This window comes from Pseudomonas kairouanensis (assembly GCF_004682055.1).
Taxonomy (GTDB): domain Bacteria; phylum Pseudomonadota; class Gammaproteobacteria; order Pseudomonadales; family Pseudomonadaceae; genus Aquipseudomonas; species Aquipseudomonas kairouanensis.
In genome coordinates this window covers 56,031-70,154 of the sequence record NZ_QUZU01000036.1, presented here as the reverse complement: position 1 = coordinate 70,154, position 14,124 = coordinate 56,031, and the positions used below count along the sequence as shown (strand labels likewise).

General features: G+C 60.0%; 19 protein-coding genes. 16 read left to right on the top strand and 3 right to left on the bottom strand.

Going from position 1 to position 14,124, the window contains the following annotated elements:
- The first annotated feature begins 302 nt into the window (after positions 1-302).
- The 13 genes from DYL59_RS23605 to recX all read left to right on the top strand — a co-directional run bounded on the left by DYL59_RS23605 (position 303) and on the right by recX (position 8,882).
- Positions 303-494: a hypothetical protein gene (locus tag DYL59_RS23605; RefSeq protein ID WP_135291339.1), complete on the top strand. Its 192-nt coding sequence runs from the start codon at positions 303-305 to the stop codon at positions 492-494.
- Positions 495-496: 2 nt separating this feature from the next.
- Positions 497-1,663, top strand: a complete 1,167-nt coding sequence (locus DYL59_RS23600; protein WP_135291338.1) for a phage tail sheath protein — start codon at positions 497-499, stop codon at positions 1,661-1,663.
- Positions 1,663-2,169 carry a phage major tail tube protein gene (locus DYL59_RS23595; RefSeq protein ID WP_135291337.1) on the top strand — a complete coding sequence of 169 codons (507 nt, stop codon included), beginning with the start codon at positions 1,663-1,665 and terminating at the stop codon, positions 2,167-2,169. The genes DYL59_RS23600 and DYL59_RS23595 overlap by 1 nt, the downstream gene beginning before the upstream one ends.
- A gap of 50 nt (positions 2,170-2,219) precedes the next feature.
- The gene (locus DYL59_RS23590) at positions 2,220-2,792 is read left to right on the top strand and encodes a phage tail assembly protein (protein WP_135291336.1); all 573 of its coding nucleotides are present in this window, start codon (positions 2,220-2,222) and stop codon (positions 2,790-2,792) included.
- Positions 2,793-2,920: 128 nt separating this feature from the next.
- Positions 2,921-4,036 (top strand): glycine zipper domain-containing protein, encoded by a 1,116-nt coding sequence (locus tag DYL59_RS23585; protein WP_135291335.1) that lies wholly within the window; start codon positions 2,921-2,923, stop codon positions 4,034-4,036.
- Positions 4,036-4,419, top strand: a complete 384-nt coding sequence (locus DYL59_RS23580; RefSeq protein ID WP_135291334.1) for a phage tail protein — start codon at positions 4,036-4,038, stop codon at positions 4,417-4,419. The genes DYL59_RS23585 and DYL59_RS23580 overlap by 1 nt, the downstream gene beginning before the upstream one ends.
- Complete coding sequence (locus tag DYL59_RS23575; protein ID WP_135291333.1) at positions 4,412-4,624, top strand: tail protein X; 213 nt, start codon at positions 4,412-4,414, stop codon at positions 4,622-4,624. The genes DYL59_RS23580 and DYL59_RS23575 overlap by 8 nt, the downstream gene beginning before the upstream one ends.
- 9 nt (positions 4,625-4,633) lie before the next feature.
- The gene (locus tag DYL59_RS23570) at positions 4,634-5,644 is read left to right on the top strand and encodes a contractile injection system protein, VgrG/Pvc8 family (protein ID WP_135291332.1); all 1,011 of its coding nucleotides are present in this window, start codon (positions 4,634-4,636) and stop codon (positions 5,642-5,644) included.
- A gap of 21 nt (positions 5,645-5,665) precedes the next feature.
- Entirely contained in the window at positions 5,666-6,223 is a 558-nt protein-coding gene (locus DYL59_RS23565) for a glycoside hydrolase family 19 protein (protein ID WP_135291331.1), read from the top strand.
- Entirely contained in the window at positions 6,211-6,681 is a 471-nt protein-coding gene (locus tag DYL59_RS23560) for a lysis system i-spanin subunit Rz (protein WP_135291330.1), read from the top strand. Before DYL59_RS23565 ends, DYL59_RS23560 begins: the two co-directional genes overlap by 13 nt.
- An 82-nt stretch (positions 6,682-6,763) precedes the next feature.
- On the top strand, positions 6,764-7,264 hold the full coding sequence (locus DYL59_RS23555; RefSeq protein WP_135291329.1) for a CinA family protein: 501 nt from the start codon (positions 6,764-6,766) through the stop codon (positions 7,262-7,264).
- An 83-nt stretch (positions 7,265-7,347) separates the two neighbouring features.
- Positions 7,348-8,406 (top strand): recombinase RecA, encoded by a 1,059-nt coding sequence (gene recA / locus DYL59_RS23550; RefSeq protein ID WP_003231359.1) that lies wholly within the window; start codon positions 7,348-7,350, stop codon positions 8,404-8,406.
- 8 nt (positions 8,407-8,414) lie between these two features.
- Positions 8,415-8,882, top strand: a complete 468-nt coding sequence (gene recX, locus DYL59_RS23545; RefSeq protein ID WP_135291328.1) for a recombination regulator RecX — start codon at positions 8,415-8,417, stop codon at positions 8,880-8,882.
- A gap of 123 nt (positions 8,883-9,005) precedes the next feature.
- On the opposite strand, the gene DYL59_RS23540 is transcribed toward recX, so the two are convergent.
- On the bottom strand, positions 9,006-10,118 hold the full coding sequence (locus DYL59_RS23540) for an LOG family protein (protein ID WP_135291327.1): 1,113 nt from the start codon (positions 10,116-10,118) through the stop codon (positions 9,006-9,008).
- A 288-nt stretch (positions 10,119-10,406) separates the two neighbouring features.
- Positions 10,407-10,847: a PA3611 family quorum-sensing-regulated virulence factor gene (locus DYL59_RS23535; RefSeq protein WP_135291326.1), complete on the bottom strand. Its 441-nt coding sequence runs from the start codon at positions 10,845-10,847 to the stop codon at positions 10,407-10,409.
- Positions 10,848-11,026: 179 nt separating this feature from the next.
- Here DYL59_RS23535 and DYL59_RS23530 point away from each other — a divergent pair, with 179 nt between their 5' ends.
- The 3 genes from DYL59_RS23530 to DYL59_RS23520 all read left to right on the top strand — a co-directional run bounded on the left by DYL59_RS23530 (position 11,027) and on the right by DYL59_RS23520 (position 13,087).
- Positions 11,027-11,746, top strand: coding sequence for a tRNA-uridine aminocarboxypropyltransferase (locus DYL59_RS23530; RefSeq protein WP_135291325.1), 720 nt, complete (start codon positions 11,027-11,029; stop codon positions 11,744-11,746).
- Between the two features lie 252 nt (positions 11,747-11,998).
- The gene (gene erdR / locus DYL59_RS23525; protein ID WP_135291324.1) at positions 11,999-12,649 is read left to right on the top strand and encodes a response regulator transcription factor ErdR; all 651 of its coding nucleotides are present in this window, start codon (positions 11,999-12,001) and stop codon (positions 12,647-12,649) included.
- A gap of 75 nt (positions 12,650-12,724) precedes the next feature.
- The gene (locus tag DYL59_RS23520) at positions 12,725-13,087 is read left to right on the top strand and encodes a diacylglycerol kinase (protein WP_034096172.1); all 363 of its coding nucleotides are present in this window, start codon (positions 12,725-12,727) and stop codon (positions 13,085-13,087) included.
- A gap of 3 nt (positions 13,088-13,090) precedes the next feature.
- On the opposite strand, the gene DYL59_RS23515 is transcribed toward DYL59_RS23520, so the two are convergent.
- Entirely contained in the window at positions 13,091-14,017 is a 927-nt protein-coding gene (locus tag DYL59_RS23515; RefSeq protein ID WP_167496710.1) for a LysR family transcriptional regulator, read from the bottom strand.
- Positions 14,018-14,124: the final 107 nt, after the last annotated feature.

Sequence of the window (14,124 nt, the reverse complement as noted above, 5' to 3'; positions counted from 1 at the left end):
CCAGTGCCTGAACATTTCAGCGACGGGCGATGGCGCGCAGTCTGGCGCGAGCACCTTCGTAGGTGTGGGGGTGCAAAAGGTCAGTAGCGCTCAGTTTCGATTGAACGGCTACGGTACTGGCATGGGAACTAGCGGTTACCACTGGTGGGCGTTGGGGTTTTAAAACCGCGCAATAGGATGAAATGTACTTATAGAAATTCTTCGCAGACGAACGGACGTCGTTGAACCGCAGCGCTTGTTTTGTCTCGCCAGCCTCACTTGAAACCGCGCCCTGCGGTTTTTTTTCGCCTGGAGATCCACCTATGGCAAACCGCCAAACCTACACCGTCCTAATCCCTTTCCCCACCCACGCCGGCCACTGGTCCGTCGTCGGCCAGGAACTGGACCTGTTGGACGTCGAAGCATCTGCCCTGCGCACCGCCGGACGCCTGGAATTGACCAGCGTCCTCAACGCCACCCCGGCCAAAAAGGCCACCACTAAGAAGGCTGACTAACCATGGCTGAGGTTTTGAACTTCGAGCACAACGGCATCACCGTCAATGCCACCGAATCCCCCGAGGCCATGGGTGGCCTGGGCGATAACGTGATCGGGCTGGTCGGCACTGCGCCGAACGCCCATGCATCGATCCCCAAAAACGCGCCGTTTCGCATCAACAGTTTCACCACCCAGGCGCTGTTGGACCCTACCGGCGCGGAAACCGGGACGTTGTTCCACGCGGTGTACCAGATCCTCAAGGTGGTGAAGGTGCCAGTTTACGTGGTGATCGTGGAGGAGGGCGCCACACCGGCTGATACGCAAAACAATGTGATCGGCGGCGGCGAACCCATCACCGGTCGCAAACTGGGCCTGGCCGCGCTGGCCAGCGTGCCGGAAGACCTGACTATCATCGGTGCTCCAGGCTTCACCGGCGTCAAGGCGGTGGCGGGTGAGTTCGCCTCGTTCGGCAAGCGCATCAAGGCCCGTGTGGTGCTCGATGGCAAAGACGCAAGCGTCGCAGACCAGGTGACCTACAGCGGCGAACTGGGCGGTGCTGACCTGGGGTTCGACCGCTGCCTGCTGGTCCACAACATGCCGTCGGTGTACTCCAAGGCGGCCAAGAAGAATGTGTTCCTGTCGCCATCCTCCCTGGCCATCGCAGCGTTGGCCAAGGTCAAGCAATGGGAAAGTCCGGGTAATCAGGTGACGTTCGCCGAGGACGTTTCCCGCGTGGTCGAGTACAACATCCTCGACACCTCCACCGAAGGCGACCTGCTCAACCGTTACGGCGTGAGCTATTACGCCCGCACCATCCTCGGCGGTTTCTCGTTGCTGGGTAACCGCTCCATCACCGGTAAGTTCATCAGCTACGTCGGCCTGGAAGACGCCATCAGCCGCAAGCTGGTGAAGGCCGGTCAGAAGGCCATGGCCAAGAACCTCACCAAGTCGTTCATGGACCAGGAGGTCAAGCGCATCAACGACTGGCTGCAAACTCTGGTGGCTGACGAAACCATCCCCGGCGCCAGCGTGTACTTGCACCCGGAGTTGAACAGTGTCGAGAAGTACAAGAACGGCACCTGGTACATCGTTATTGACTACGGCCGCTACGCGCCAAACGAACACATGATTTATCAACTCAATGCCCGCGATGAAATCATCGAGCAGTTCCTGGAGGACGTTCTCTAATGTTTACCAACCGAGTCAGACAGGCCATTGCGGCCACCCTGCAAGGCCTGCCGTTGTCCGCGACGGTGGAGGAGTTCACCCCGCCGAAGATCGAGTTCGACATGGAAGCCATGTCCGGCGGGCGATTCATTGCCGAAGAAATGGCCAAGAGCGGCAAGGTGCTGGGCGCCAAGTTGATCCTGCAAGGTGCCGGGCCGGAAATCATGCTGGCCCTGGGCGTACGCCTGGGGGATGACATCCTGCTGAACGTGCGTGAGGCGGGCCAGGACCAGGAAGGCAAGACGTACTTCACGTACCACACCGTCGGCGGCAAGCTCAAATCCCTGGAGGAGGCCAAGCTGAAGATGGGCGATAAAGCCACCACCACGCTGGAACTGGCCTGCCGTACTTACAACCGCCTGGAAAACGGCATCACGGTGATCGACATCGACGTACGTACCCAGAAGTTCGTGCTCAACGGCGTCGACATCCTTGGCGATGCACGCCGCGCCGTACTGATGCCTTGATTCCCTGGGGCGGGCCCGCTCGCCCCTTTACCTGCAAAAGGAATTGCACCATGGCCTGGATGCCACCGCTGCACCGCCTGCTCTCGACGATTACCGCTGACACTGGGGCGACGATCGAGCAGGTGCAACTCAAGCCGCTGTACTACGCCGCGCAAAAAGCTGCGCTGGCCCAGGCCGGTGACGACGAGGACGACCAGTTCTTCGAACTGGCGAAACTTGCCACCGGCCTGTCGGAAAAAGAGCTCGATCAACTCATGCGCCCGGACTACGTCACCATTGCGCAATACGTGCATGAAATGTCGACGCGCCCTACGTCGTTCTTCCTCGGCGAGCTAGCGCCATCGAGCCACGAGCAACCCGTTCAACTGCTACTGCCGTTCGATACCGCCGGTCGCACCCTCACCACCCTCTCCCTGGAAATGCCCGCCCTACGCGCCACCAAAGTGATGAAAAAACTCGCCACTGCCAAGGAGCGCGCCGAATTCATCACCGCCCATTGCGCCGGCCTGATGATCCCCGACCTTGCCGGCCTGACCGTGCCCGACTGGACCGAATTGCAGGCGCGCATTGACGATTTTTTAAATCAACCAGCGGCCTTCTTTCGCAACGCGACATCGACGTAATCCTCGATGTAGTGCCGCTGGTTTATTCGGTGACTGAAGCGGAGATCCTGGCGTGGGACACCGCAAAAGCATTGCGCCGCTACGACATTGCGATCACTCGCCTTGGCGTAAAACAGGAGTAGAGCGGTATGCAGACAAACGATTCGCAAGCCTCTATCGCAGAGGTTCCTGATGGCAGCGTCTTGACGGGCGCATCCACGGTACTTCAGCGCTTGAGTGCGCCGGCGCTGTTCGATGCCGGGCAATGGCAGCTGACGGGATTCAACCTGGCCTTGGCCAGTGCAAGCCTGAGCCTGGACAGCCTGACACTCGAACAGGTGCGCTTGCGCGAAAGCGTAGAAACCTTGACCAGCACGTTGTTCATCAACGGCAATTCGTTAGCGCCCAGGGAGGCTGATATCGCGCCGGGTGCGTTGAAAAATGAGGACAAGAGCGAGGAGCAACCCACCGGCTTTTGGGCGAGCGTTGGGGGTGTGGTTGGGGCAGGTGTGGGAACGTTGTGGGACGCGATCAAGGACAAGGTGCTGGATAAACTACTGGATCGTGCTATCGATTCGGCTGGGAAGGCGATCAAAGGACGCAAAAAAATCGCAGGGCGGGGCACGTTGCTCGATAGCCTCTTCGAAAAACTCGGCAAGGCCTGGAGCGCGATACCCGCGCTGGCAAGGCCGGGAGCGCCCACCCAGGGTTTTCAGTCCTTTGCCGCAGTAAGAAACCCGGCCCCGTCGCCCAGTCTTCTGCCCAGCGTTGAATCCCTTGGCGCTCGGCGATTTACGCCAATCAGAACCGCCGAAGCCGCCCTCACCGTCATCCAAGGTGTACGCACCGGCGACCCCGATGCCATCGGCGTGGGCCTCAGTACTGCTGGCGGTGCCTGGGCGGGTGCCTCCGCCGGTGCGGCTATCGGCACCCTGGTGTTGCCGGGCGTGGGCACCGCGGTCGGAGGTGCAATCGGCGGGCTGCTGGGCAGCGAAGTCGGTAGCTGGCTCGGTGACAAGCTCTTTGGCGCCAATGATCGCCTGACGTCGCCCGATGCGATGAGCAAGGAACTCAACAGTGCCCGAACCGATAACGTACAGGTGTCGATTGCGCCGAGCATCCAGATCACCGGGGTGAACCCCGCCGATGCCCAACAGGTGGTCAACCAGGTGATCCAGGCCCTGCAATTGCAATGCATGCCGATGGTCACAGACACGCTAGGGATCCGGCGCAACGCGGCACTGGCCGATCCAGGAGGTGATTGATGCAGCAGCAGATGGTATTGGGCGACTTTATTTTCGGTTTGTCCCGCAGCTTTGCGTATTCCACCCTGACCCGTAACAACGATGGCGGTTGGAGTGACCTGGCGATGATTGCCAGCAAGCCTCAGTCACGGCAGAGCGGGCAGAAGCTGGAAAAGCTCACCTTCGGTGGCACGGCCATGTACGCCGAGGGCATGCAGCGGCTTGATGAGCTGCGTGCCTTGCAGAACCTGCGTACCCCGTTGCCGCTAATGGATGGTATCGGCCGCAACTGGGGCCTGTGGCGGATCAATACGGTGGCCGAAAAGCAGAGCTGCATCATCGATGACGGCACCGCCATGGTCATCGGCTGGACCCTGGAGTTGGAGGAATTCACCAATGCGTAGAGTGCGAAGTATTGCCGGTGACTCGGTCAACCTGTTGCTCTATCGCGAGCTGGGCCGTTGCGATGACATGGCAGAAGAAAGCCTCTGGCGGCTGAACCCCGGACTTGCCGAATATGGCCCGGTGCTGCCGGCCGGTGTGTGGGTGATCGTGCCGGAACTGGACACCCGCCCGACAGTGGCGCGCCCCGTGTTGGCGTGGGATTGAGGAGGCTGCATGGCACAGGGATTTACACCAATCATTGAGTTCTACGGCGCTAACGCGACCTTGCTCAATCAACGCATCATGCAATGGAAACACACCGACGCCACGGGTATGGAGTCTGATCGGTTGGAGTTGACGCTCAATATCGAAGGGCTCGACGGCCTGCCGAGCATGAGTGGCAAGATCGGTCTGCGCGTCGGTTACAAGGAATCGGGGCTGGTGGAGAAGGGGCAGTTCGTCATCACCCAGCGTACCCCCGTGCTGTTTCCCATGCGCCTGATGATCGTTGCCACGGCGGCGCCGTTCAGCCTGGAGGATCCAAGCGGCTACCGCCAACGGCGGTCCGCCAGTTATGGGCCAACCACCCTGGGGGCGCTGTTCCGCCAGCTGGTTGTGAAGCACGGTTTTTCACCACGGGTGGCCGCGTCACTGGAGGGGATCGCGATTGCGCATATCGACCAGTCCAATGAAAGCGACATGGCCTTCATCACCCGGCTGGCCAGGCGCTACAGTGCGGTCACCAAGCCGTTCAACGAGCTGTATGTGCTGGCAGAGGCCGGGCAGGTCAAATCGATTTCCCTGCAGCAACTGCCGCAGGTGACGTTATCCGTGACCCAGGACAACCGCCCTGGCGACCAGTCCTTTATCACCGCCACGCTCAATGAAAAAACGCGCTCGAAGTACATGGGCAGCCGTGTCACCTGGTGGGATAGCGCCGCAGGCAAGCAGCACGTCGTCCAGATCGGGGTAGCACCGTTCAAGACCTTGCGCCAGCGATGCCAGAACGAGGCGGAAGCCCGGGCCGTGGCCGAAGGCGAGTTGCGCCGTGTCGGGCGTGAGGGGCTGGAGTTGAATATTGATTGTCCTGGCAACCCGTTGCTTGCCGCCGAAGGGCTGTTGTCCCTGGACGAGTCCTGGCCTTCTTATATGCAGGGGCGATGGTCGATCACCAAGGTGGTCAATGTGGGGGACCCGGCGACGGGCTATCGCAGTACGATCACAGCCGGTGGGTTGTCGATATAGCGCGTTTTCAAGGTGAAACCGATGGTGATAACACGGCCTCAATTGATTCAAATCATGCCTGAAGCCCGCCTGAGAGCGGGCATTTTTTTGGCTGCGTTGAATGCGGCGCTTGCTCACTACGACATCAACACCGCCCGGCGTAGTGCGGCCTTCCTCGCGCAAGTCGCCCATGAGTCCGGCCAATTGCGTTATGTGCGTGAATTGGGCAGCGATCAATACCTGAGCCGATACGATACCGGCGCAATGGCCGTACGCCTGGGCAATACGCCCGAGGCGGACGGCGACGGTCAGGTGTACCGGGGCAGGGGGCTGATCCAGGTTACCGGGCGGCGTAATTACCTGGCGTGCAGTCGGGCGTTGTTCGGCGATGAGCGACTGTTGCAGCAACCGCAGTTGTTGGAGCAAACCCAATGGGCTTGCGAGTCCGCGGCTTGGTTCTGGCAGAGCAACGGCCTCAACGATCTGGCCGACAAGGACCAGTTCACCACCATTACCCGGCGTATCAATGGCGGGCTCAATGGCCTGGAAGACCGTTTGCAGCTGTGGGCGCGGGCGAAGGCGGTGTTATGCGTTGCCTAGGCGCCTGGCAACTGATCGGTATTGGCCTCTCGGTGGCGCTGACCTGGCAGGTGCAGGCTTGGCGGTATGGGGCGCAGATCGAGGGTTTGTCGGCGGTACAGGCGCAGGCTGCGTTGCACCTACAACAGGCCGAGCACCAAAAACGGCTGGCTCTGGAGCAACAACTCAGCGCCAGCGACCAACAACATGCACGGGAGTTGAGCGATGCCCAGCGTCAACAAGCTGCTCTGCGCGACCGTCTGGCCACTGCTGATGTGCGGTTGTCAGTCCTTCTCGACGCCTCCAGCGGCGGCTCGGTGCCAGCCCCCTCCAGCGCCGGCGGCGTGGTTCATGCAGGCGCACGAGCCCGACTTGACCCGGCGCATGCTCAACGAATTATCGGCATCACCGATGACGGGGATAATGCCGTGATTGCCCTGCGTGCCTGCCAGGCTTATGTGCGTGCCGTCGCCCGTTAGCATCTTGATCCGGTCTGTCGCTTGCTTGTCCGATTCGCTCCTGTAGGGTAGGCAAATCCCCCGCCTATTTCTGGAGACGACCGTGAAGGAAATCACTCAACTGGCTGCCGAATTGGGGCGCCGCCTCCAGGTGCTCAATGCCCATGTCACCACGGCCGAGTCCTGCACCGGCGGCGGCATCGCCGAAGCCATCACGCGGATCCCGGGAAGCTCGGCCTGGTTCGAGGCGGGTTATGTCACCTATTCCAACCGGCAGAAGACCCGGCAATTGAATGTGCCAGAAACGTTGTTTCCGAAGGTCGGGGCCGTCAGCCAGGAAGTGGTGGAGGCGATGGTCCGTGGCGCCCAGGAGAAAAGCCTGTCCAGGTTTGCCGTGGCAGTCAGCGGCGTGGCCGGCCCGGATGGGGGCTCGCCGGACAAGCCGGTGGGCACTGTTTGGCTGGCCTTTGGTGTGGGCGAGGAGGTGACGGCCGAGCTCCAGCACTTCTCCGGCAACCGCGACGAGGTCCGCCGACAAACGGTAAAGGCCGCCCTAGAGGGCTTGTTGCGACGAGCTGCAGTAGAAATAGAAAATCAGGGGTAGGCGATTTCGGATCTTTGTGGAACAATACTGTCTACTTATACAGGTGTTGGCCGTCAGGCCTTATTGATTACGTGAGGACTTTAATGGACGACAACAAGAAGAAAGCCTTGGCTGCGGCCCTGGGTCAGATCGAACGTCAATTCGGCAAGGGTGCCGTAATGCGTATGGGCGATCACGACCGTCAGGCGATCCCGGCTATTTCCACTGGCTCTCTGGGTCTGGACATCGCGCTCGGCATTGGCGGCCTGCCAAAAGGCCGTATCGTTGAAATCTACGGTCCTGAATCTTCCGGTAAAACCACCCTGACCCTGTCGGTGATCGCCCAGGCGCAAAAAATGGGCGCCACCTGTGCGTTCGTCGACGCCGAGCACGCCCTGGACCCTGAATACGCTGGCAAGCTGGGCGTCAACGTTGACGACCTGCTGGTATCTCAACCGGACACCGGTGAGCAAGCCCTGGAAATCACCGACATGCTGGTGCGTTCCAACGCCATCGACGTGATCGTGGTCGACTCCGTGGCAGCCCTGGTACCCAAGGCTGAGATCGAAGGCGAAATGGGTGACATGCACGTAGGCCTGCAAGCCCGCCTGATGTCCCAGGCGCTGCGTAAAATCACCGGTAACATCAAGAACGCCAACTGCCTGGTGATCTTCATCAACCAGATCCGTATGAAGATCGGCGTGATGTTTGGCAGCCCGGAAACCACCACCGGTGGTAACGCTTTGAAGTTCTACGCTTCGGTCCGTCTGGATATCCGCCGTACTGGCGCGGTGAAGGAAGGTGACGAGGTTGTCGGTAGCGAAACCCGCGTTAAAGTCGTGAAGAACAAAGTGGCCCCGCCTTTCCGTCAGGCCGAGTTCCAGATTCTCTACGGCAAGGGTATCTACCTGAACGGCGAGATGATCGACCTGGGTGTGCTGCATGGTTTCGTCGAGAAATCCGGTGCCTGGTATGCCTACAACGGCAGCAAGATCGGTCAGGGCAAGGCCAACTCGGCCAAGTTCCTGGCAGAAAACCCGGATATCGCCGCCACGCTTGAGAAGCAGATCCGCGACAAGCTGCTGACCGCAGCACCGGACGTGAAAGCTGCTGCCAACCGCGAGCCGGTTGAAGAAGTCGAAGAAGCCGACACTGACATCTGATCTCAACGATGACAGTTGTACTGGACACACCCGTCGCCGTTCGGCGCACTGCAATGGACCTGCTCGCTCGCCGCGAGCATGGTCGAGTCGAGCTGACGCGTAAACTGCGTCAGCGCGGCGCAGAACCCGAAATGATCGAAGCCGCCCTCGACCGTTTGACGGAAGAGGGTTTGCTGTCGGAATCCCGATACCTTGAAAGCTTTGTGTCCTATCGAGCCCGCTCGGGCTACGGCCCGGCGCGGATTCGCGAAGAGCTGAGCCAGCGCGGCCTGCAACGCACGGATATCGACCTCGCCCTGCGCGAGTGCGGGATCAGTTGGCAGTCTCAGTTGGAAGATACCTGGCGTCGCAAGTTCTCTGGCCATCTACCTATTGATGCCAAAGAGCGGGCGAAACAGGGGCGCTTCCTGAGCTACCGCGGATTTTCGATGGAGATGATCAGCCGCTTACTGAGCGGCCGGGACATGGATGACTGAGCCGTTGGGGGTGAAAAGGCTTGCACCGCGTTAGTCAGCACAGCCGCCCCAACGACTTCACCTAAGCCCCACAAAATAGGCCCACTATGTAAATAGTGGGCCTATTTTTTTGCGCTTAAAAAATCAAGCCGGCTCTGGCGCCACGCGGTGCTGCGCCTTCCCTTGAGCCTGTGCCCAGTTCTCCGGCAAGTTGATGTAGTCCACCAACTCCCGCAACCGGCCCTGATCGCGCCCATTGAAGTTGAACACCAGGCGTGTCAAATGGCTGAACCTCGGCTCATCATGCTCCTCGCCCGTATAGGCAAGTTGCTGAAACTCCCCGCTCAGCCGCAGGCTGGCAAACTCGCTCTGCAAGTGGGCTAGCGCCCCATCACTGAGCGGGTGATGCATGCGCACCACAAATTCGCGTTTCAACCAGCGGGTGGAATGGAAGTTGGCATAAAACCGGTTGATCTCATCCACCGCCTCTTCAGCGCTGTGCACCAGCCGCACCAGCTTGAGGTCGGTGGGCAGGATATAGCGGTTGGCTTCCAGTTGACTGCGGATAAAGTCCAGCGCGCCTTGCCAGAAACCGCCGCCTGGTGCGTCCAGCAACACCACGGGGACCAGCGGACTTTTGCCGGTCTGGATCAGCGTCAGCACCTCCAGCGCCTCATCCAGTGTGCCAAAACCGCCGGGGCACAGCACCAGCGCGTCGGCCTCTTTGACGAAGAACAGCTTGCGGGTAAAGAAGAAGTGAAAGGACAGCAGATTGTCGGTGCCATCGATGGTCGGGTTGGCGTGCTGTTCAAACGGCAGGGTAATGTTGAACCCCAGGCTGTGTTCCAGGCCGGCGCCTTCGTGTGCGGCGGCCATGATGCCGCCTCCGCCGCCGGTAATCACCATCAGGTCGGATTGGGCGAGCAATGCGCCGACTTCCCGGGCCAACGCATACAACGGGCTTTCAACCGGCGTGCGCGCCGAGCCAAATACCGTGACCTTGCGGCGGCCCTTGAATTGCTCCAGCACGCGGAAGGCGTTGTCCAGCTCGCGGATGGCTTGCAAGGTGATCTTGGCGTTCCAGCGATTGCGGTCGTCCTGAGCCATGCGCAGGACGGTGAGGATCATGTCGCGATACAGGGGAATATTCGGGCTGTTGGGGGCGATCAGCTGGAGTTGTGCTTCGACCTGCTGCGTGAGGTCGGCCCCGTTTTCTTCAAAATGTTGGAGCAGGCGGTCATTCGGTTCGTAAGGCATTCAACTTCTCCTTCTTACAGGGCCCGGGTGGCCGACGAGCCAATCGCCGGAGGCGACGACACTGCATGTGTCGCTGCTTGCCGCAGGGGGCAACCTTCTTTTGCCCTGAAAATATTACAGAACAGCAGGGGAACTGCTGGGAATGAAGGGTTGGGATGGCTTGATCATGGGCCGCAAAACCCTTGGCTGGCAACCACTTATTGATCGCCTGACAGGCAGTCTAGCTGCCTGAAAAACCTGTAGCGGGGAGTGCACGCTACCGGGCGGCAGCGTGCGAAGGTCGCGTCTTTACTTTTTCTTCTTCGCCGCAGCCGGGGCTGGGCAGTCAGCCTCTACGAACTTCACGGAGGCGACAGGGCGGTTGGTCTTGTTCTCGCTGATTTCGTAGCGCATCACCGCGCCCTTGGCCATCAGCTCGCGGTAGCCCTTGTTCAAGCACACACTTTGGCCCAGCTGGAAGTACACGGCCTTGGGGTTGGCACGCATTTGCTCGGCGCGGTCAGGTTGTACGCTGAGGTGGTCGATCAGTTGCATGCCTTCAACGGTGTAGGCCACTTCCAGGGTTTTTTCGTCGATTTCCCGGGGCAGGTCTTTGTTACTCTCTGCCGCGACGCTCTGCAGCTTCCTGTTCATTTGGGCCTCCAGCAGCGAGGCCGCCTGGGCGCCAACGGGCAGTACCAGCGCAAGGGCGATGGATGGGGCGGCAAGACGCAGCATGGAACGCAGCATGAAACTCTCCTGATTCGGTTACTGGTGCATAGACCAGCCACTGGGCTGTGCGTTCAGTGGCGCGCAATTATAGGTGACCCCTTGCCACTACAGCCAGGCGTATCGCTGGTAAACTGCAGCCACTTAAGCCCTCCACGAGTTTTCACCGTGTCGATCTACCTGTATCAACGGCGCATTCGATGAGCCACGCCGTCTCCCGCCTGCGTACCCAGCGCCTGGCTCGCGCCGTCAGGCCGTTCCTCAATCGGGGTTCCCGTGCAGAGCGTTGTCCCGGCTGCCGGGTAATCCCCGAGTATTGCCTTTGCGCCTGGCGGCCCAACGTCGCGGCAAGGTCTGCCATGTGCCTGTTGATGCACGATGTCGAACCCATGAAGCCCAGCAATACCGGTTGGTTGATCGCCGACGTGATCGATGACACCACGGCGTTCGCCTGGTCGCGTACCGAGGTCGACCCCCAGTTGCTGACGTTGCTGGCCGACCCGCAGTGGCAGCCCTATATCGTATTTCCCGGCGAATTCGTCGCGCCCGAGCGGGTGGTCAGCGAGGTGAAGGTGCAGCAGGGCAAGCGTCCGCTGTTTATTCTGCTCGATGGCACCTGGAGCGAAGCGCGCAAGATGTTCCGCAAAAGTCCGTACCTGGAACACTTGCCGGTGTTGAGCCTGGCCCCGGAGCAACTGTCGCGCTACAAACTGCGTCGCTCCAAGCGAGATGACCATTTTTGCACCGCCGAAGTCGCGGCCCTGTGCCTGGAATTAGCCGATGACGGTGCTGCCTGCGAAGTGCTGGATGCCTACCTTGACGTGTTCAGCACCCATTACCTGGCGGCCAAGTTCCAATTGCCGCTGGACCCGACGGACGTCGTCCATACTCGTCTTGCGCCCTACGTACCGGCGGCATAGCCAGGCGACGTTTGCATGATGGCACTGTAAAGCCGCAAGCCGCTAAAATGCCCATGGGCGTAGTGCTTGACCCCCCAGGCTACGCTGGGCATGCTGGGCGCCGATTAGGGCGCAACCGTGAATTTTCGACGTCGTTCCTAGTGTTTTTTACGTCGAACTTGCCCTGTGGTGATGGCTGCCTGGCCGTCACCTTGTGTACTGGCGAACCCTGAACCCATCAGGGCTGCCATAAAAAACAGGATCATTTAATCAATGGCCACATACGAAATCCTGATAGCCGATGACCACCCGCTGTTTCGCAGCGCCCTGCATCAAGCAGTGACCCTGGGCCTTGGCCCGGATGTGCGCCTGGTCGAAGTAGCCAGCATTGCCGAGCTGGAAACCCGCCTCACCGAAAAGTCCGATTGGGACCTGGTGCTGCTCGACCTGAACATGCCCGGCGCCTATGGCTTCTCTGGATTGGTGCTGTTGCGCGGGCAATACCCGCAGATCCCCGTGGTGATGGTGTCGGCCCAGGAAGAAGCCGACGTGGTGGTGCGCTCCAAGGAGTTCGGTGCCAGTGGGTTCATCCCCAAGTCCAGCGCCATGGAAGATATCCAGAAAGCCGTGCGCACCGTGCTCGACGGCGATGTGTCCTGGCCGCCGCAGGCCTTTGAAGAGATCAACGTCTCCGACGAAGCCAAGGCCGCCCGTGATGGGCTGGCCAGCCTGACGCCGCAGCAGTTTCGCGTGTTGACCATGGTTTGCGAAGGCTTGCTGAACAAGCAGATTGCCTATGAGCTGAATGTGTCGGAAGCGACCATCAAGGCCCATGTGACGGCGATCTTTCGCAAACTCGGCGTCCGCACCCGTACCCAGGCGGCGTTGCTATTGCAACAACTTGAGTCAATTTCGCAGCATTAAGCTGGAACCGATTCACGCTTTTTTGACTTGGCGTGATCTAGTTTCCCCACTCCTTCAGTTCAGTTGCCAACGTCTATGTCGCCTTTCAAGGGTCAAACCGGTATCAAACGTATCTTCAACGCAGGGGGTTACTCCCTGGATGGCTTGCGCGCAGCTTTTACCGGTGAGGCCGCTTTTCGCCAACTGGTGTTGCTGAATGTCATCCTGATCCCGCTGAGCTTTTTCCTGAGCGTCAGCCGGGTCGAACGCGCGTTGTTGATTGCGGTATGCCTGCTGGCGCTGATCGTCGAGTTGCTCAACTCGGCCGTGGAAGCGGCGATTGACCGGATCTCCCTGGATCGTCACCCCTTGTCGAAAAACGCCAAGGACATGGGCAGCGCCGCGCAATTCGTGGCGCTGACCATGATCACCCTGGTGTGGGCCGTGATCCTGATCTAAGCCTCAGGCAATACTGGGCAGCACGATCTCGTCGCTGCGCTGAACCCCAGCGGTAAACGCGCGGCACAGTTCCAGGAACTCGCGCATCGCTGAGGTCTGGTACTTCTGTTTATGCCAGATAAAGTAAAACTGCCGGGCCAGGTCCAGGTCCGGAGTTTCAACCGGTACCAGGCTGCCACGTCGAAATGCATCGCGCAGCGCCAGCCGCGAGATGCAGCCAATCCCCAACCCTGACTCCACCGCCCGCTTGATCGCCTCGGTGTGCTCCAGCTCCAGGCGGATATTCAACGCGCTGCGGTGATGGCGCATGGCTTGATCGAAGGTCAGGCGCGTGCCCGAACCTTGTTCTCGCAGGATCCATGCCTCGTGGGTCAGCTCGTCCATCGTCGCCATGCCGCGCTTGGCCAAGTGATGTTGCGGCGCGCAAAACACCACCAGTTCATCCTCGACCCAGGTTTGCACTTCGATATCCGGGTGGCTGCAGTCGCCTTCGATTAGACCCAGGTCAATTTCGTAGTGCGCGACCTGATGCACGATATGCGCAGTGTTCTGCACATGCAGTTTTACCTGGCTCTCGGGGTGCTGCTGCATGAAGCTGCCGATCAGCAGGGTGGCCAGGTAATTGCCAATGGTCAGGGTGGCGCCGACGGCCAGGGAGCCAAAGCCGGACTTGCCATTGAGCAGGTCCTCGATCTCCTTGGCCTGGTCCAGCAGCGCCACGGCCTGAGGCAAGAGTTGGTGGCCGAGGGCGTTGAGGCTCAGGCGCTTGCCGGCGCGGTCGAACAATTGGCAGCTGGATTGACGCTCCAGCTCAGTGATTGAGGTGCTGGCGGCGGATTGAGATAAGGCCAGAAGGCCAGCAGCGCGTGAAACGCTTTCCTGCTGGGCGACGGCGACGAAGACTTGCAGTTGACGGAGAGTAAATCGCATATCGATATAACCGATAACCCTTATCTTAATAATCCAGTTAACAGATATTGTCGCCGCGATTAGAATGCGGTGCAATTGCGCGCCTCAAGACAGCGCAGACCCATTTC